Below are 16,042 nucleotides of genomic sequence, written 5' to 3' on the forward strand. Positions count from 1 at the left end.
AGGTGATGTGCGGATTCCGGAATGCTGCGCTGGCGCTGCCGCTTTTCGTGCTGGCAGCCTGCCAGTCGACGCCGGACAGCCGGCTCTACACGCTGGCGGTGATCCCGCCGGCCGGTACGGCGCAGCCGGCAGCGACAATGCCCCGGACCCTGGCCTTGGGCTCGCTCGACCTGCCGATGCTGATCGACCGGCCGCAGATCGTCCGCCGCATTGACGGCAACCGGGTGGAGGCTCTGGAGTATGACCGCTGGGCGGAGCCGCTGGCCGACGGCCTGCGCTCCACCCTCGCCGGCGACCTTGCGGCTCGGCTGCCGGGCACGACGATGCTTCCGGTGGCCGGCAGTACGGTGGCAGAGAACACTCCGGTGCTGGCCGTCACCGTGCTGCGCTTCGACGCCGACGCCTCGGGGCGCGTGGTTCTGGATGCGCAGTGGACCCTGTCGCCCGGCAGCGGCGCCGGCGGGCGCAAGATCGGGCCGACGCGCGAGACGGTGGAAGTGCCGGAGGCGGGCGCCGATCCCGATGCGCAGGTGCGTAAGATGAGCCAGGCGGTCGCGACCCTGGCCGACCGCATCGCCGCGGGCTTGCGGCGTTAGGCAGGCGCGCGGCCCTTCAGTGCAGCAGGGTGGCACCGCGGTCGGCGGTGGGGCGCGGCCCGTCCATATGACCGGCCACCGGCCGGCCTGGCATATGCGACGTCTTCGTAGGGTCAGGCAGCGTCAGGCCGGCGCGGGCGAGGGCCGCGGCCAGGACGCAGAGCGGCGCCATCGCCATGCGCACGGCGGTCAGCGACAGCCAGTCGTTCATCAGCACCCCGGCCTCGCCATGCAGCCCTTGCTGGGCCAACCGCACCATGTCGAGCAGCAACGCCTCGTCGGTGCCCAAGGCCGGGCAGGGCGGGCGATGGAGGTCGAGCGGACGGGTGGTGGCGGCGAGCACGATGCGCATCAGCGTGTCGAACGCCACCGCCGCATCGTTCGACAGCCCGGCCGCGGTCATTCCATCCTGCCAATGAGGATGCTGCCGCTCCGGTTCGCGCAGAGGCTCCGCCCACAGCCGCAGCACCGAGACGACCAGCATCTCTGCGCTGCACAGATCCTGGAAGCGTTCCCGGAACGGGGCGGCGCGGCGATGGGACTGCATGCTGGACATGGCGGACTCCGCTTGGGGGATGGGTCAGCGGAGAGTAGGACGCCGAAATTGCGAATGCAAGTCATTCGCAATAATGACTGGGTTCGGTCCAGCTTCAGCGTTGCGACCAGCGGGTCAGCCAGCCGGCGAGCCGGTCGAAGCCGGCATCGATCACCACGGCGAGTGCGGCGACGATCAGCGCCCCCTGGATGACATAGGCCTGGTTGGACCCGTTCAGCCCGACGATGATCGGCAGCCCCAAGGTCTTGGCGCCGACGGTGGAGGCGATGGCGGCGGTGCCGACATTGATGATGACGGCGGTGCGGATGCCGGCCAGGATCACCGGGGCGGCCAGCGGCAGCTCGACGCGGAACAGCATCTCCGCCGGTCCCATGCCGAGGCCGCGGGCCGAGTCCAGCACCGGGGCCGGGACGCCGTCCAACCCGGCGACCGTGTTCTCCACCACCGGCAGCAGGGCATAGAGCGTCAGGGCGATCAGCGCCGGTTCGGGGCCGAAGCCCATCACCGGAACCGCCAGCGCCAGCACCGCCACCGGCGGAAAGGTCTGGCCCATGGTGGCGACGGTTTCCAGAAGTCCACGGAATTCCCGCCCCCACGGACGGGTGACGGCAATGCCGGCGCCGCCGCCCAGCAGGATCGCGGCGAGGCTGGAGACGCCGACCAGCGCCATGTGGTCGAGCGTCAGGCTGACAAAGCTCTCCGCCTCGTACAGTGGCCGGTCCAGGCGGGGAAACAGCGTCGCGAACAGCGGCTTCAGCGACGGCATGCCCAGCACCAGCGCCACCAGCACCACCAGACCCAGCATCAGCCGGTCGGTCAGGAAATCTCGTGGGGCCATGCCGACGCCGGTCATGCCGTTCCACTGGCGGCTGGGCCGCCGGAGACCGTTCCGGCGGAGGTGGGGCGGACGAGGTCGGACAGATGCAGCACGCCGGCCGGCCGGCCGTCGCCGTCCACCACCGGCAGCCGTTCGGTGCCGCGGGCGACCATTTCGGACAGGGCGCGGTGCAGCGGCGTCTCGGCGGCCAGCGGCTCGCCGGTCACGCTCTCCTGCCGGCGGGCGCGGTCGCCGACGGTTTCCACCGCCAGCCGCTTCAGCCCCCATTCCTCGCGCCCGACAAGGTCGCGCACCAGCGGGCTGGCCGGACGCGTCAGGATGTCCAGCGGCGTGGCGCACTGGATCAGCCTGCCATGGTCCATCACCGCGATGCTGTCGCCAAGCCGCAGAGCCTCGTCCATGTCGTGGGTGACGAAGACGACGGTGGTGCCGGTGCGGCGGTGAATGGCCGACAGTTCCGTTTGCAGGCTGGCGCGGGTGATCGGGTCGAGCGCGCTGAACGGTTCGTCCATCAGCAGGATGCGCGGTTCGGCCGCCAGGGCGCGGGCAACGCCGACGCGCTGCTGCTGTCCGCCGGACAACTGGTGCGGATAGGCGCCGCGATACCGGCGGGGATCGAGGTTCAGCAATTCCAGCAGTTCCGTCACCCGGTCGCGGATGCGCGCCCTGGGCCAGCCGAGTAGGCCGGGGACGGTGGCGATGTTGCGTTCCACCGTCCAATGCGGAAACAGACCGACCGACTGGATGACGTAGCCCATGCGCCGGCGCAGCTCCTCCGGCTTCAAGGACGCGATGTCCACGCCGTCGATGCGGATGGCGCCCTCGTCGGCGGGGATCAGCCGGTTGATCATCCGCAGCACCGTCGATTTGCCGGAGCCAGACGGCCCGATCAGCACGCGGAACTCCCCCTCCGCCACGGTGAAGGACACGGCATCCACCGCCGTCCAGGAGCCGAAGCGCTTGGTCACGCGCTCAAAGTCGATCATGGCGCACTCCTTCCCGGCAGGACGCCGATGCTGTGTGTGGCGGCGGCAATGCCGATGGAAAGCAGGGCGTCGGCCGCCACCGCCAGCAGGATGACGGGAACGGCGCCCAGCAGCACAAGGTCCAGCGCGTTGGCGAAAAGCCCTTGGAACATGATGGCGCCCAGCCCTCCGGCCCCGATCAGCGCCGCCACCGCCGCCAGCCCGACCGCCTGGACGACGGTGATGCGCAGTCCCGACAGGAAAACCGGCAGAGCCAGCGGCAGGTCGACGCGCAGGAAGATCTGGCCCGGCGTCAGCCCCATGCCCCGGGCGGCTTCCCGCACCGGGGCGGGAACGCCGTCCAGCCCGACCGCGGTATTGCGGACGATGGGCAGCAGCGAATAGAACGTCAGCGCGATCACCGCCGGCAGCGGTCCGACCCCGCTGATCCCCGACCCCGGCAGCATCGCGCCCAGCGCCGCCAGCGGTGCCATCAGCAGGCCGAACAGGGCGATGGACGGCACGGTCTGCACCACATTCAGCACCGGAAACACCGCGCGTCCGACCGCCTGCACCCGGTGGGCGGCGACGCCGAGAGGAATGCCGATCAGCAGGGTCGGGACCAGCGCCGCCGCCACCAGCATGGCGTGGCGCAGCACGGCGTCGGCGAAAATCTCGCGGCGGTTGGCGTATTCCTTGAGGATCGACAGCGCGTCGAGATGGCCGGACGCCAGTTGCAGCGCCACCAGTGCGGCGACCGCCCCGCCGACCGCCATCCGGCCGATGGCGCCCAGCCCCAGCCGGCGCGCCGCGTCGATGGCGGTCAGCAGGCCCGCCGCCGCCATCACCCAGAAGCCGGAGGCGAAGGAGGTCCGCGCCGCTGCGGAGGCTCCCTGCGCCAGTGCCGCCGCCTGCGCGCCCGCCAGCCAGACCAGCCCGGCGGTGAACAGTCCTCCCGCCACGACGGTCAGGCCGAGCCCGGTACGGGTGGGCCGCAGGAACGGCGTCGCCAGCAGCGCCAGCCCCGGCAGCAGGGCTATCGCTCCGTCAAACCCCTGCGCCGCCGCCCACAACGGCACCGGCCGTCCCGACAGCAAGCGGTTGGGGGCGAAGCCGAGAAAGGGCAAGGCCACGGCGGCGACCGCCGCGGCCAGCACCATCAGCAGGGCGACGCGGTTGTGCAGGAGAGGCCGGCTGGTCACGTCGCCGGCTTACTTCAGGAAGCCCTTGGACTTCAGGTAGTCGGTGGCGACCTGCTTCTGGTCCTGGCCGTCCACCGAAATCTTGGCGTTCAGCCCGCGCAGGGTCTCGGCATTGAGGCTGGCGAACACCGGGTTCAGCAGGTCGGCGATCTTCGGGTTGGCGGTCAGCACGGCGGCGCGGACGGTCGGTGCCGGTTCATACACCATCTGCGCTCCCTTGGTGTCGGCCAGCACGACGAGGTCGAGGGCCGCGATGGCGCCGTCGGTGCCGTAGACCATGGCGGTGTTGACGCCGGACGTCTGTTCGGCCGCCGCGCGGATGGTGGCCGCGGTGTCGCCGCCGGCCAGGATCAGCATCTGGTCGGGCTTCAGCGCGAATCCGTAGGTCTGCTGGAAGGAGGGCAGGGCGGCCGGGCTCTCCACGAACTCGGCCGACGCGGCGACCTTGGCCTTGCCGCCACTGCCGACCCACTTGGCGAAATCCTCCATGGTCTTCAGCTTGTTGGCATCGGCCACGTCGCGACGCACGGCCAGCGCCCAGGTGTTGTTGGCCGGGGCCGGCTTCAGCCAAACGATGCTGTTCTTCTCCTGGTCGAGCTGCCGGACCTTGTCATAGCCGGCACCTGCATTCTTCCAGACCGGGTCGCTGTCGACGTTGAAGAAGAAGGCACCGTTGCCGGTGTATTCGGGATAGATGTCGATCTCGCCGGACAGCAGGGCACCGCGCACGATCTTGGTCGGGCCCAACTGGATCTTGTTTTCCGTCGGGATGCCGCCCGCCTGCAAGACCTGCAGGATCATGGTGCCGAGCAGGCCGCTTTCGGCATCGAGCTTGGAGCCGACGCGGACCGCATCCGTCGCCTGTGCCGACCCGGCGGCGAGGCCCAATGCCAGAACCGCCGCACCCATGAAGGCGCGGCTCTTGTTGAAGATCGTGAACACCCCGGAACCTCCCCCTGAAAGCATTGGGAAAAGGATGGGTGACGGCTGCGCTTACGGCAAGCCGCGCTTTCCGTCTGTCCTGTCCCGGATATGAGTTTTCGCCTATTTCCCCGAGGAACTTCCCATCCGGCGAAGCTGTTGACCGGGAAACCCCAACAGCCCAATCAGGAGGATCCGATGTCCCAGGGCGACAAGGACAAGTACACCGACAAGCAGAAGCGCAAAGCCGAGCACATCGAAGAAAGTTACGAGAAGCGCGGCGTGTCCAAAGATGAGGCAGAAAGCCGCGCCTGGGCGACCGTCAACAAGCAGGATGGCGGCGGCAAGAAGGGCGGGTCGGGGCACGACAAGTGAGGAGGGTGGACGGATAGGGGGAGATCGCGGCCGATACTCCCCCCGACATAAAACTCTTCTACAGTCCCCGATAGGTCCATTCCGTTCCCAACGCCGCGGCGTCGCGGTCGCGCAGCACGGCGACCTCCGCATGGGCCGGCGACAGTTCGCAAACCGGGTCGGCCGCATCGGCGCTGCCCGCCAGCGCCAGGGCCTGACAGCGGCAGCCGCCCCAATCCTCCTCCTTGTGGTCGCAGGACTGGCAGGGCTCCGGCATCCAGTCGGTGCCGCGGTAGCGCGCAAAGGCCGGGCCGTCCCGCCAGATGTCGGACAGGCTGCGGTCATGCACCGTCTCGAACGTCATCCCCGGAATCGTCTCCGCCGCATGGCAGGGCAGAACCCGCCCGCGCGGGGTGATGTTTATGAAACGGCGCGCCCAGCCGCCCATGCAGCTCTTCGGCCGGCGGGCATAATAATCCGGCACGACGTAATCGACCACGATCCGCCCAGCCAGTTCGGGCAGCCGGGCGCGCACCGCCGCGTCCATCGCCAGCAACTGCTCGCGCGACGGCATCAGGGCTGCGCGGTTGGCGAGCGCCCAGCCGTAATACTGCACGTTGGCGATTTCGATCCGTCCGGCGCCGAGATCCATCGCCAGATCGATGACGTCATTCACCCGGTCGATGTTGTGGCGGTGCAGGACCGCGTTGATGGTCAGCGCCATCCCCTGCCGGACCACCGCCCGTGCCACCTCCAGCTTCTTCACGTGGCCGCCCTTGAAGCCGCCGACGCGGTCGGCGCCGGTCGCCTCGGCATCCTGAAGGCTGATCTGCACATGCTGGAGCCCGGCGCGCTGCAACCGCTCCAGCAGCGGCTGATCGAGCAGCACGGCCGAGGTGATGAGGTTGCTGTAGAGCCCGATCTCTGTCGCGTGGGCGACCAGCTCCTCCAGATCCTTGCGGACGCAGGGTTCCCCGCCGGAGAAATGCACCTGGAGCGCACCGGCATCCGCCGCCTCGTCGAGCACGCGCTTCCAGGTGGCGGTGTCCAGCTCCGCGCTGGCGGACTCGAGCGCCACCGGGTTGGAGCAGTAGGGGCAGCGCAGCGGGCAGCGGTGCGTCAGCTCCATCAGCACGGCGAAGGGCGGGGCCGGTTCGGCGGCCGAGGATGCCGCAAAGGCGGGCAGGGCGCAGCTCATTGGACACACCTCCTGGAGACACACCTCCCGGGGCATCTCATGTGACGACATAACCCTTGTTGCGCAGGTCGGTCAGCATCTCCAGCACGTCGGCGGCGACCTCCGTGCGCGGCGCGTCGTATTCCACGGTCAGCCGGTCGATGCCGGCGGCCACGTCGGCGACCTCCGTGCCGACGCAGGCGCGCACCACCGCCAGCGCCATTTCGTCCAGCACCAGAAGCCGCTCCGGCCCCATCAGCATCCACTGGCCGCGGCGGCGGTCGTTGCGCAGCATGACGCCGGGGGCCAGCCGCAGCCGGTCGGTCTCGGCGATGTTGGGAGCGATGGCGTTCACCGGCTGTACCGTGTCGGTTCCATGTCCGCCGGCACGAAGGCGCCGGGCGGGATCAGGTTCGGGGTGACATAGGCATGGTGCAGGGCATCCAGCTGCGCCCACAGCAGCTCGGTCTTGAAGCGCAGGGCGCGCAGGCATTGCCGCTGCTGTTCCGCCGTACGGGCATTGGTCAGCACATAGTCCAAACCGAACTCCACGTCGCGCGGCGCCTCGTCCAGCCGCTTGCGGAAATAGGACAGGGTGCTGTCGTTGGCGAAGGCGTAGTTGCGCTCAAACCCGGCGATGCGTTCACGGTGGATCGACGGTGCGAACAGCTCGGTCAGCGAGGATGCCACCGCCTCCAGCAGCGAATGGTCGCGCACGAAGTTGACATAGGCATCCACGGCGAAGCGGGTGGCGGGCAGGAGCCCCTCCAGCGACTTCACATAGTCGCGGTCCAGCCCCAGCCCGTCGGTCAGTCGCAGCCAGCGTTCGATGCCGCCGACCTTGGTCTCGTCCAGCTCGCCGGTCTGGGTCAGCCCGTCATGGTCCAGCACGCGCTGCAACCAGGCACGGCGCAGCGCCGGGTCGTCCATGCGCGACATGATGGTCAGATCCTTTCGCGGGATCGACACCTGATAATAGAAGCGGTTCAGCGCCCAGGCCTGGATCTGTCCCTTCTGCAGCTTTCCGCCGTGCAGCAGCTGATGGAACGGGTGGAGGTCGTGATACTGCCGCTCGCCGATGGCATAGAGCGCGGCGCGGAACTCCTCGCGGGACATCAGCTCAGTCATAGGGTCAGCTCCAGCCCGTCATGGGCGATGCGCCAGCCGGCCGCCTCGGCCTCCGCCCGTTCGGGCGAATCCTCAAGCAGGGCGGGGTTCGTGTTGTTGATGTGGATATAGATCTTGCGGCCGACGTTCAGCGGCGCGAAGGCGGCCATGCTGCCGGCCGGTCCCGACATCGGCATATGGCCCATGCGTGCCGCCGTCTTCACCCCGGTGCCGCTGCGGACCATCTCGTCGTCGGTCCAGGTGGTGCCGTCGAACAGCACGAGCGGCGCCCCGTGCAGCCGGTCGGCTAGCCAGCCCGGCATGCCGGCGCAGCCGGGGATATAGAAGAAGCCGTCGCTGGACCCGTCGCTGGAGCGGATGCGCAGCGCTACTGTGTCCTCGGCGACGGAGCCGAAGCCGGGTCCGGCCGACGCGTCCTCCAGATAGAGCGCCACCTTGCCCGGCACCGCGAACGCCTCGACTTCCAGCCCCAGCGGCCGACCGTCGGTGCCGGCGGGCTGGAAGGGCTCGCCCAGCGCGATCGGTCGACGGGCGACCAGCTCGGGATTCAACACGTTGAACACGCTGTTGCCGGCCAGCACGCCATGGACGCGCGGTGTGGCATAGACGGCGAAGGGATGGGATTCGCGCAGGGTCAGCAGGCCGGCGACATGGTCGATGTCGGCATTGGTCAGCAGCGCCGCGCTGATCGGATTGCCGCGCAGGCCATTTTGGGGATGAAGCTGCGTGTTGGCGAGCAGTTGCGCGCCGAGATCGGGCGAGGCGTTCAGCAGCAGCCAGCGTTCGCCGTCGGCGGTCACCGCCAGCGACGATTGGGTGCGAGGCTTGGCCGCCGGATCGCCGGAACGGGCACGGCGGCAACCCTCGCAGGCGCAGTTCCATTGCGGGAAGCCCCCGCCGGCTGCCGAACCGAGTACGAGAATCTTCATGGCCACCGTCTTGAGCGCGTCTTGGGTGCGGTCCTTGAGAAAAAGGCCCTGAGGGAAGGCAGGTCCGGGGAAGAGCTGTCACGCCGTGCTTCCCCGGCCCCGCCTCGTCCGGCTTAGAGGCCGGCGCAGGCGTAGGCGTTGATCTCGGTGCCGACGGCGATTTCGGTGGTCTTCGGTTTGCGCCAGGTCTTCATCGCGTGATACTCCTGCTTGCTGACTGTTGCTTACCAGGATGGTTGGCAAGATGAAGAATAGCGGTCCGGGGCGGAGGGCCGCCATGCTACCATGGTGTAATCCGCCACCTCCTTCGATGCCGACCCGCCCCCGAAATCAGGGAGTGGATGTGGCGGGAGGGGGCAGTGGATGCGCCTCCTCCGTCGGCAGACCGGCCTCCATCCAGCCGTCGATGCCCGTCGGGTACCAATGGACACGGGCATAGCCAAGTAACACCGCCCGCTTGGCCGCGTTCCATGACATCCAGCAATCGGACAGGCAGTAGAACAAAAGATCGCGCGAGCGGTCGCCGCCGGTCAGCCGGTCCAACTGGGACTCGAACCATGCCAGCGTCGCCGGATCGGGCGACCCCACCCCCACATTGGGCAGCCAGACGCTGCCGGGAATTTGCCGGTAGGGCTTCGATTGCAGCCAGGGGCCGCCGGGCAGCGTGCTGCGCTCCAGGCGCTGGACGAAGATCGGGATGAGGCGCCCTTGCGACAGCAGCGTCTGCACCGCAGGCGTGTCGACCGTTTCCGCCCCGACGACCCCGTCCGGCGTGGGCGAGCGGTAATCGGACAGGCGGTAGCCGTCCGGCTGTGGAATACCGGCGGCCAGGGTGGGGGTGGTGAAGGCGAGGGTGAGGACAAGAGCGGCGGCCGCTGGGAGGTTGGATCCCCAGCCGGTCGTCCTCGCCGGGCGGGGTGGGGGTAAGCGCCTACAGGCCCTCACCGCCGGTCGGCCAGCACACGGTTGGCGATCACCACCGCCTGGGTGCGGCTGTAGACCTTCAGCTTTTGCAGGATCGCCGAGACATGGGCCTTCACCGTCGTCTCGGTGATGCTGAGGTCGAAGGCGATCTCCTTGTTCAGCTTGCCGGTGCCCAGAAGTTCCAGCACCCGCAGTTGCTGCGCGGTCAAGGTGGAGATACGCCGCGCGATCTCAGCCGTCTCGGCATCCTCGGCCTCGTCGGCGTTCGCCTCGTCCGCTGCTTGGGGAGGAACGTAAAGCTCGCCGTTCAGGACTTGGCGCAGGGCGGCGGCGATGGCGTCGCGCGGGGTTGATTTGGGAATGAAACCGGCGGCCCCGCTCTCCATCGCCTCGCGTACCCAGCGGCGTTCCTCATGGGCGGAGACGACGACGACCGGCGTCGCCGGAAAGCGCTGGCGCAATGTGCGCAGCCCACCCAGGCCGTTCATGCCTGGCATGTTGACGTCGAGCAGCACGAGATCGAGGTCGCCGCGCTCCTCCAGCGCCTGCATGACGCTGTCGAGCCGGTCCGCCTCCATCACGTCGGTGGCCTGGCAGGAATAGAGCACCGCGCTGCGCAGGGCGTCGCGCACCATCGGATGGTCATCGGCAATTAGGATCCGGGTCATGGCCTGCGGTTCCCTGCACAGCGGCAGACAAGATGAAGACTGGGACAGCATCCCGCCTCCATTGTGTCAGAGCGAAATGGACAGGCGCAACAACGCGAACGACCCGAATTGTTTTGTGCGCGAACATGTCGCACCGCCATCGGATGTACTCCCCTTCGGTTGGAGCGGGCCGTCACTCTTCGTGCACGGTTTCCAGCCAGGAGCGGATCGACCACAGCGCCTCCTGCCCCAGGGCGTCGCCGAACTTCGGCATGTAGGTCACGCCGTTGCGGATCGAGCCGTTGGTGACGCGCTCCTTGAACCATTCGTCGCCGCCATCGCCCTTCTCCAGGTAGCGCAGGTCGGGGGCGATGCCGCCGGACACCGCACCCAGTCCATGGCAGCGCGCGCAGTTCTGGTTGAAGGCCGAGGCACCGATCTCGATGGCGCGCGGGTTGCCGCGGTAGGGATTGCTGTCCCGCCATGTCTCGCCCAGCTTCTCCAGTCCGGTGGTGTCCACCGGCTGCGGGACAACGTCGCCATGGGCGAGAGCCGGGCCGCACAGCGCCGCCGTCAACAGCCCGGCCAGCGCAAGCGTGGCGAAGGAGGCAAGGCGGGGGAGCCGGTCGGGCGGCGTGGCAGGGATCTGGGTCATCTCTTGCGTCCTCTTCCTGCATCCGTCTTTGGGCTCCCGCATTGTGCCGTGCCGCAGACTCCCTGTTTTGCGGAGGTGCTTGACGGTTGCGAGGCCGGATTGCGGCCAAGGATAGCAATCGTTCGTTCGCTAAATTATTCGACGATGGTACAAGACCCGCCGGCAAGGTCAAAATTGCGCCGTGGCAACTTGGTCTATGGTCGGATGACGCAAAGGGCAGGCTGCCGGGAACCCGCCGTCAGGTCAGCGGCGGCAGCCGCCCGGCGTTGATCGCCGCCTTCACCTTCGCCAGTTGCCGCACCGCCGGATCGCCCAGCCGCAGCGCCACCCCTGTCGACAACACATCGATCAGCGTCAGATGCACCAGTCGCGAGGCCATCGGCGTGTACATCTCAGTGTCCTCCACCGGCCGGCTGGCGATGACGACGCTCGCCATCGCGGCCAGAGGCGACCGTGGTGCTGTGATCGCCACCACTGCGGTGCCCTGCGACCGCGCCGCCGCCGCCAGCTCGTTGATCGTCCCGCTGCGCCCGGTGTTGGACAGCGCCAACAGCACCCCGCCGGCCGTCATGTTGACCAGCAGCATGCGCGCCAGCACCGGATCGGCGCAGGGCTGGGCGTCGGCACCGAAGCGCAGCAGCTTGTGCGCGGCGTCCTGAGCCAGCGCGCTCGACCCGCCAGTGCCGACGCACAGCACGCGCGACGCACCCGCAAGAAGAGCGATGGCGTGCTCCAGCGCCTCGTCGTCCAGCGTGGACGATGCCGCGGTCAAAGCCGCCGCGCTCGATGAAAAAATTTTTCGCGCCAGTGTTCCGACATCGTCGTCCGGCGCGACATCCTTGCTGACATAGGGGGTGCCGCTGCGCACCTCGTCGCGCAACGCATCCCGTGCCTGGGATTCGGCAAGCCGCAGCTTGAAGTCAGGGAAGCCGGCGCAGCCGACGCTGCGGCAGAAACGCACCACCGTCGCCTCGCTGACCTCCGCCGCCTGCGCCAGCGACGTGACGTTCAGGTCGAGCACCCGCCGCGGATCGGCCAGCACCAGATCGGCGATCTGCCCTTCCGACCGTTTCAGCTCGCTTCGCAACCGTCGGATCTCATCGAGGATGTCCAATGGTGTAGGGGAGGCGGCTGTGCTGTTGACCGGGGATGTCATGGCGTAAAGTTACTTCCCTGGAAGGAGGCCGATTCCGCGAGACACCGGCCGCCGCACCATCGCGAAAGCGGCAGCGTCCGGAGCGGCGCTGCTGTCATTGTGAAGAATTTTGCCGTGGATGGCGAGAAATCCAGCTGAGCCATCCCATTTATGAAAAAATTTTTCTTCACAGCCCGTCCTCCCAGGCGTATGGTCCGTTCCGGAAATCATCGCCTCCCACAAACGGTCGAGACGCGATCATGAGCAAGCCCGTTCCCCTGAATTCTGTCGTCGCCCGCGTGACGGAGCGCATCGCGGAGCGCAGCCGCGACCGCCGTGCTGCCTATCTGGCGCGGCTGGAAAGCGCCGGTGGAAAGCCGCGTCGCCATCGCCTGGGCTGCGCCAACCTCGCCCACGCCTTTGCGGCCTGCGGTGCGAACGACAAAGCGGCTCTGCGCGGCGAGGCACAGCCGTCGATCGGCATCGTCACCGCCTATAATGACATGCTTTCCGCCCATCAGCCCTACGAGCGCTATCCCGCGATGATCCGCGAGTCGGTGCGCGCGGCCGGCGGCGTGGCGCAGGTTGCCGGCGGCGTGCCCGCCATGTGCGACGGCGTCACCCAGGGCTACGAAGGCATGGAACTGTCGCTGTTCAGCCGCGACGTGATCGCGCTGGCGACCGGCGTCGCCCTTTCCCACGCCACCTTCGACGGCGTCCTGTGCCTGGGCATCTGCGACAAGATCGTCCCCGGCCTGGTGATCGGTTCGCTCGCCTTCGGCCATCTGCCGACGATCTTCGTCCCCGCCGGCCCGATGCCGTCGGGCCTGTCGAATGCCGACAAGGCCAAGGCGCGCCAGCTCTATGCCCAGGGCAAGGTCGGTCGAGAGGAGTTGCTGGAGGCGGAGTCCCAATCCTACCACGCGCCCGGCACCTGCACCTTCTACGGCACCGCCAACACCAACCAGATGCTGATGGAGATCATGGGCCTGCACCTGCCGGGCGCCAGCTTCGTCAACCCCAACACGCCGCTGCGCGACGCGCTGACCGATGCCGCCGCCCGCCGGGTGGTGGCGATGACCGCCCCCGGTGCCGGCACCCCCATCGGCCGCATCGTCGATGAGCGCGCGTTGGTGAACGGCATCGTCGGGCTGCTGGCCACCGGCGGTTCGACCAACCACACCCTGCACATCCCGGCCATCGCCGCCGCTGCCGGCATCGAGCTGAACTGGGAGGATTTCTCGGAGCTGTCGGCGGTCGTCCCGCTGCTGGCCCGTGTCTACCCCAACGGCAGCGCCGACGTGAACCGCTTCCATCAGGCCGGCGGCATGCCCTTCGTCATCGGTCAGCTGATCGACGCCGGGCTCCTCCACACCGACATCTCCACCATCCATGGCGACGGTGGGCTGGAGCCGTACCGCAGCATGCCCGGGCTGGACGAAGGCAGTGCCCTGACCTGGACCAGGGCTGCCACCGACCAGAGCGGCGACCCGTCGGTCGTCGCCACCACCGCGGCGCCATTCGCCGCCGAAGGGGGCTTGCGCGTTCTGACCGGCAACCTCGGCCGCGGCGTCATCAAGACCTCGGCGGTCAAGCCGGAACATCGCCTGGTCGAGGCTCCGGCCCGCGTCTTCGACAGCCAGGAGGCCGTCCAGGCCGCTTTCCGCGCTGGCGAACTCGACCGTGATGTGATCGTCGTCGTCCGCTACCAGGGCCCCGGTGCCAACGGCATGCCGGAACTGCACAAGCTGACCCCGCCGCTGGGCGTGTTGCAGGACAAGGGCTTCAAGGTCGCGCTGGTGACCGACGGCCGCATGTCCGGTGCGTCTGGCAAGGTGCCGGCCGCCATCCACGTCACGCCGGAGGTGAAGGGCGGCGGTCCGCTCGGCCGCGTACGCGACGGCGATATCCTGCGGCTGGACGCTGAGGCCGGGGCGCTGAACGCCCTTGTCGATGCGGCGGAGTGGGAAAGCCGTGGCGCGCCCCCGCCGCCGAGCGAGGATGCTTCCCATGGCTGCGGGCGGGAGCTGTTCTCCCTGTTCCGCAACAATGCCGGCCCGGCGGAGAGCGGTGCCTCCGTCCTCAACCTGCTGGGGTGATCCCGCAGGACAGAATCCTGGAACTGCGGGCTGGCACAGGGCCATGCCGGCCCGCATTGTGACTGGCCCATCCCTGTGGCACCATGACGCACGGGCAGACCAAAGGCACCGTGCCATCGACGTCGAGAGGTCCGAAGATGCACTCCCGCTCCACCGGTGCAGCCCCCGCACTGCCTCCCTTCGACTATACGGTGTTCGGCGGCACCGGCGATCTGGCCCTGCGCAAGCTGCTGCCGGCGCTCTACCTGCGCGACAAGGCAGGGCAGGTGGCCGAGGGCAGCCGCATCATCGGCGTCTCGCGCAGCCCGCTGGCTCCGTCCGACTACCGCGCCAAGGCGGAGGAGGCGATCCGCGAGCATGTGCCGGCCGACGAGCGCGATACCGCCCTGGTCGCCCGCTTCCTTGAGCGGCTGGACTATGTTCCGGTCGACGCCACCTCGGACAACGGCTGGGACGAACTGGCCGAGCGGCTGAACAACCCGCCGTCGCGCAGCAGCGGTGCCGTCCGCATCTTCTATCTTGCGACCTCTCCCAGCCTGTTTGGTCCGGTCAGCGATCAGCTGCGCGCCTTCGGTCTCGCCACTCCGGAGTCGCGCGTCGTTCTGGAAAAGCCCATCGGCCGCGACCTCGCCTCGGCGCAGGAGATCAACGATCGCGTCGGCGCCGTCTTCACCGAGCAGCAGATTTACCGCATCGACCATTATCTCGGTAAGGAGACGGTGCAGAATCTGTTGGCTCTGCGCTTCGGCAACTCCCTGTTCGAGCCGCTGTGGAATGCCGACCACATCGACCATGTGCAGATCACCGTCGCCGAGACGGTCGGCGTGGAGGAGCGCGGCGGCTATTACGACCAGTCCGGCGCCTTGCGCGACATGGTCCAGAACCACCTGCTTCAGCTCGTCTGTCTGGTCGGCATGGAATGTCCGATCTCGCTCGCCCAGGAATCGGTGCGCGACGAGAAGCTGAAGGTCCTGCGCTCGCTCAAGTCAATCGGTGCGGACGAGGTCGGCGGCTGCACCGTCCGCGGTCAGTATCGCGCCGGTGCGGTGGCCGGCGGTGCTGTGCCCGGCTATCTCGACGAACCCGGCATCCCGCCCGGCAGCGGTACCGAGACCTTCGTTGCGCTGAAGCTGGAGATCGACAACTGGCGCTGGGCCGGCGTGCCCTTCTATCTGCGCAGCGGCAAGCGCCTGCCGGCCAAGATGTCGGAGATCGTCATCCAGTTCCGGCCGATCCGCCATTCGATCTTCCCGCAAGGGGCCGGGGAGCTACAGGCCAACCGCTTGATCGTCCGGCTCCAGCCCGACGAGAGCATCCGCCTTCACCTGATGACCAAGGAGCCGGGGCCGGGGGGTATGCGTCTTCGGCCGGCGGCGCTGAATCTCAGCTTCGCCCAGACCTTCGGCGGCCGGTTCCCGGATGCCTACGAGCGTCTGCTGATGGATGTGGTGCGCGGCAACTCCACCCTGTTCATGCGCCGTGACGAGGTCGAGGCGGCTTGGCAGTGGGCAGAGCCGATCATCGATGGCTGGATGTCCCGGCACGAGATGCCGAAGCCTTACATCGCCGGCACCTGGGGGCCTTCGCAGTCCATCGCCCTGATCGAGCGCGACGGCCGCACTTGGCACGACGATGAGATCCCGTCGGCCGCCTTCTGACGGGCAGGGGGCGCCGGGTATTCCGGCGCCCCTTTTTGCCCTCCGGTCAAAAAAACGTCATGGGAGTGAAGAAAGTTCTTGCAGGGTTGGGCCGGGCCCGCATATAAGACGCCTCCCGACGCGAACGACGCCGGCGCCGCCGTAACGGCAGCGACCGACACGCGAAGGGAAGCCCGACAAACCGGCGCTTGACAGTCGAACCCCAGGGGTTCGGCGGAGCAGCGGTTTCTGCATCGGGCGGGTTCTTTGACAAGTTTA

Annotated in this window: 18 protein-coding genes; 4 read left to right on the forward strand and 14 right to left on the reverse strand. The window is 68.3% G+C overall.

Translation table 11 applies throughout. The features are described 5' to 3' along the window. Positions 1-5: 5 nt before the first annotated feature. Positions 6-596 (forward strand): PqiC family protein, encoded by a 591-nt coding sequence (locus TSH64_RS33750; protein WP_247873315.1) that lies wholly within the window; start codon positions 6-8, stop codon positions 594-596. A 16-nt stretch (positions 597-612) separates the two neighbouring features. Here the strand turns inward: TSH64_RS33750 and TSH64_RS33755 are convergent, their stop codons facing one another. The 5 genes from TSH64_RS33755 to TSH64_RS33775 form a co-directional block, all read right to left on the reverse strand. Further along, positions 613-1,152 (reverse strand): hypothetical protein, encoded by a 540-nt coding sequence (locus tag TSH64_RS33755; protein ID WP_109451781.1) that lies wholly within the window; start codon positions 1,150-1,152, stop codon positions 613-615. Between the two features lie 94 nt (positions 1,153-1,246). Then, entirely contained in the window at positions 1,247-2,005 is a 759-nt protein-coding gene (locus TSH64_RS33760; protein WP_247873316.1) for an ABC transporter permease, read from the reverse strand. Further along, positions 2,002-2,976, reverse strand: coding sequence for an ABC transporter ATP-binding protein (locus TSH64_RS33765; protein ID WP_109451783.1), 975 nt, complete (start codon positions 2,974-2,976; stop codon positions 2,002-2,004). Before TSH64_RS33765 ends, TSH64_RS33760 begins: the two co-directional genes overlap by 4 nt. Continuing rightward, positions 2,973-4,157, reverse strand: coding sequence for an ABC transporter permease (locus TSH64_RS33770; RefSeq protein WP_247873317.1), 1,185 nt, complete (start codon positions 4,155-4,157; stop codon positions 2,973-2,975). The genes TSH64_RS33765 and TSH64_RS33770 overlap by 4 nt, the downstream gene beginning before the upstream one ends. Positions 4,158-4,166: 9 nt before the next feature. Beyond that, positions 4,167-5,099 (reverse strand): ABC transporter substrate-binding protein, encoded by a 933-nt coding sequence (locus TSH64_RS33775; protein WP_109451785.1) that lies wholly within the window; start codon positions 5,097-5,099, stop codon positions 4,167-4,169. A gap of 177 nt (positions 5,100-5,276) precedes the next feature. Between TSH64_RS33775 and TSH64_RS36090 the strand changes: the two genes are divergently transcribed. Then, positions 5,277-5,453, forward strand: a complete 177-nt coding sequence (locus TSH64_RS36090) for a hypothetical protein (protein ID WP_174473776.1) — start codon at positions 5,277-5,279, stop codon at positions 5,451-5,453. Between the two features lie 58 nt (positions 5,454-5,511). On the opposite strand, the gene pqqE is transcribed toward TSH64_RS36090, so the two are convergent. The 9 genes from pqqE to TSH64_RS33820 form a co-directional block, all read right to left on the reverse strand. After that, positions 5,512-6,630: a pyrroloquinoline quinone biosynthesis protein PqqE gene (gene pqqE / locus TSH64_RS33780; protein WP_109451787.1), complete on the reverse strand. Its 1,119-nt coding sequence runs from the start codon at positions 6,628-6,630 to the stop codon at positions 5,512-5,514. Positions 6,631-6,667: 37 nt separating this feature from the next. Beyond that, complete coding sequence (gene pqqD, locus TSH64_RS33785; RefSeq protein ID WP_109451789.1) at positions 6,668-6,964, reverse strand: pyrroloquinoline quinone biosynthesis peptide chaperone PqqD; 297 nt, start codon at positions 6,962-6,964, stop codon at positions 6,668-6,670. After that, positions 6,961-7,737: a pyrroloquinoline-quinone synthase PqqC gene (pqqC, locus tag TSH64_RS33790; protein ID WP_109451791.1), complete on the reverse strand. Its 777-nt coding sequence runs from the start codon at positions 7,735-7,737 to the stop codon at positions 6,961-6,963. The genes pqqD and pqqC overlap by 4 nt, the downstream gene beginning before the upstream one ends. Then, the gene (gene pqqB / locus TSH64_RS33795) at positions 7,734-8,666 is read right to left on the reverse strand and encodes a pyrroloquinoline quinone biosynthesis protein PqqB (protein ID WP_109451793.1); all 933 of its coding nucleotides are present in this window, start codon (positions 8,664-8,666) and stop codon (positions 7,734-7,736) included. Before pqqB ends, pqqC begins: the two co-directional genes overlap by 4 nt. Before the next feature lie 113 nt (positions 8,667-8,779). Further along, positions 8,780-8,860: a pyrroloquinoline quinone precursor peptide PqqA gene (pqqA, locus tag TSH64_RS36735; protein ID WP_014249839.1), complete on the reverse strand. Its 81-nt coding sequence runs from the start codon at positions 8,858-8,860 to the stop codon at positions 8,780-8,782. Positions 8,861-8,996: 136 nt separating this feature from the next. Further along, positions 8,997-9,611, reverse strand: coding sequence for a rhodanese-like domain-containing protein (locus TSH64_RS33805; RefSeq protein WP_247873318.1), 615 nt, complete (start codon positions 9,609-9,611; stop codon positions 8,997-8,999). Beyond that, positions 9,608-10,258: a response regulator transcription factor gene (locus tag TSH64_RS33810; protein ID WP_109451795.1), complete on the reverse strand. Its 651-nt coding sequence runs from the start codon at positions 10,256-10,258 to the stop codon at positions 9,608-9,610. Before TSH64_RS33810 ends, TSH64_RS33805 begins: the two co-directional genes overlap by 4 nt. Before the next feature lie 172 nt (positions 10,259-10,430). Continuing rightward, entirely contained in the window at positions 10,431-10,892 is a 462-nt protein-coding gene (gene pedF / locus TSH64_RS33815) for a cytochrome c-550 PedF (protein WP_109451797.1), read from the reverse strand. 238 nt (positions 10,893-11,130) lie between these two features. Continuing rightward, complete coding sequence (locus TSH64_RS33820; protein ID WP_109451800.1) at positions 11,131-12,048, reverse strand: SIS domain-containing protein; 918 nt, start codon at positions 12,046-12,048, stop codon at positions 11,131-11,133. A gap of 239 nt (positions 12,049-12,287) precedes the next feature. Here TSH64_RS33820 and edd point away from each other — a divergent pair, with 239 nt between their 5' ends. Both edd and zwf read left to right on the forward strand, forming a co-directional pair. Further along, a complete protein-coding gene (gene edd / locus TSH64_RS33825; RefSeq protein ID WP_109451802.1) occupies positions 12,288-14,126 on the forward strand; it encodes a phosphogluconate dehydratase in 1,839 nt (612 codons plus the stop codon). A 137-nt stretch (positions 14,127-14,263) separates the two neighbouring features. After that, complete coding sequence (gene zwf, locus TSH64_RS33830; RefSeq protein WP_109451804.1) at positions 14,264-15,784, forward strand: glucose-6-phosphate dehydrogenase; 1,521 nt, start codon at positions 14,264-14,266, stop codon at positions 15,782-15,784. Positions 15,785-16,042 lie beyond the last annotated feature (258 nt).

Source organism: Azospirillum sp. TSH64 (assembly GCF_003116035.1).
Classification (GTDB): Bacteria; Pseudomonadota; Alphaproteobacteria; order Azospirillales; family Azospirillaceae; genus Azospirillum.

Bases quoted from the DNA above. Each gene is read 5' to 3' on its own strand.
- TSH64_RS33750 (WP_247873315.1), top strand. From the start codon at position 6: ATGTGCGGATTCCGGAATGCTGCGCTGGCGCTGCCGCTTTTCGTGCTG.
- TSH64_RS33755 (WP_109451781.1), bottom strand. From the start codon at position 1,152: ATGTCCAGCATGCAGTCCCATCGCCGCGCCGCCCCGTTCCGGGAACGC.
- TSH64_RS33760 (WP_247873316.1), bottom strand. From the start codon at position 2,005: ATGACCGGCGTCGGCATGGCCCCACGAGATTTCCTGACCGACCGGCTG.
- TSH64_RS33765 (WP_109451783.1), bottom strand. From the start codon at position 2,976: ATGATCGACTTTGAGCGCGTGACCAAGCGCTTCGGCTCCTGGACGGCG.
- TSH64_RS36090 (WP_174473776.1), top strand. From the start codon at position 5,277: ATGTCCCAGGGCGACAAGGACAAGTACACCGACAAGCAGAAGCGCAAA.
- pqqE (WP_109451787.1), bottom strand. From the start codon at position 6,630: ATGAGCTGCGCCCTGCCCGCCTTTGCGGCATCCTCGGCCGCCGAACCG.
- pqqC (WP_109451791.1), bottom strand. From the start codon at position 7,737: ATGACTGAGCTGATGTCCCGCGAGGAGTTCCGCGCCGCGCTCTATGCC.
- pqqB (WP_109451793.1), bottom strand. From the start codon at position 8,666: ATGAAGATTCTCGTACTCGGTTCGGCAGCCGGCGGGGGCTTCCCGCAA.
- pqqA (WP_014249839.1), bottom strand. From the start codon at position 8,860: ATGAAGACCTGGCGCAAACCGAAGACCACCGAAATCGCCGTCGGCACC.
- TSH64_RS33810 (WP_109451795.1), bottom strand. From the start codon at position 10,258: ATGACCCGGATCCTAATTGCCGATGACCATCCGATGGTGCGCGACGCC.
- pedF (WP_109451797.1), bottom strand. From the start codon at position 10,892: ATGACCCAGATCCCTGCCACGCCGCCCGACCGGCTCCCCCGCCTTGCC.
- TSH64_RS33820 (WP_109451800.1), bottom strand. From the start codon at position 12,048: ATGACATCCCCGGTCAACAGCACAGCCGCCTCCCCTACACCATTGGAC.
- edd (WP_109451802.1), top strand. From the start codon at position 12,288: ATGAGCAAGCCCGTTCCCCTGAATTCTGTCGTCGCCCGCGTGACGGAG.
- zwf (WP_109451804.1), top strand. From the start codon at position 14,264: ATGCACTCCCGCTCCACCGGTGCAGCCCCCGCACTGCCTCCCTTCGAC.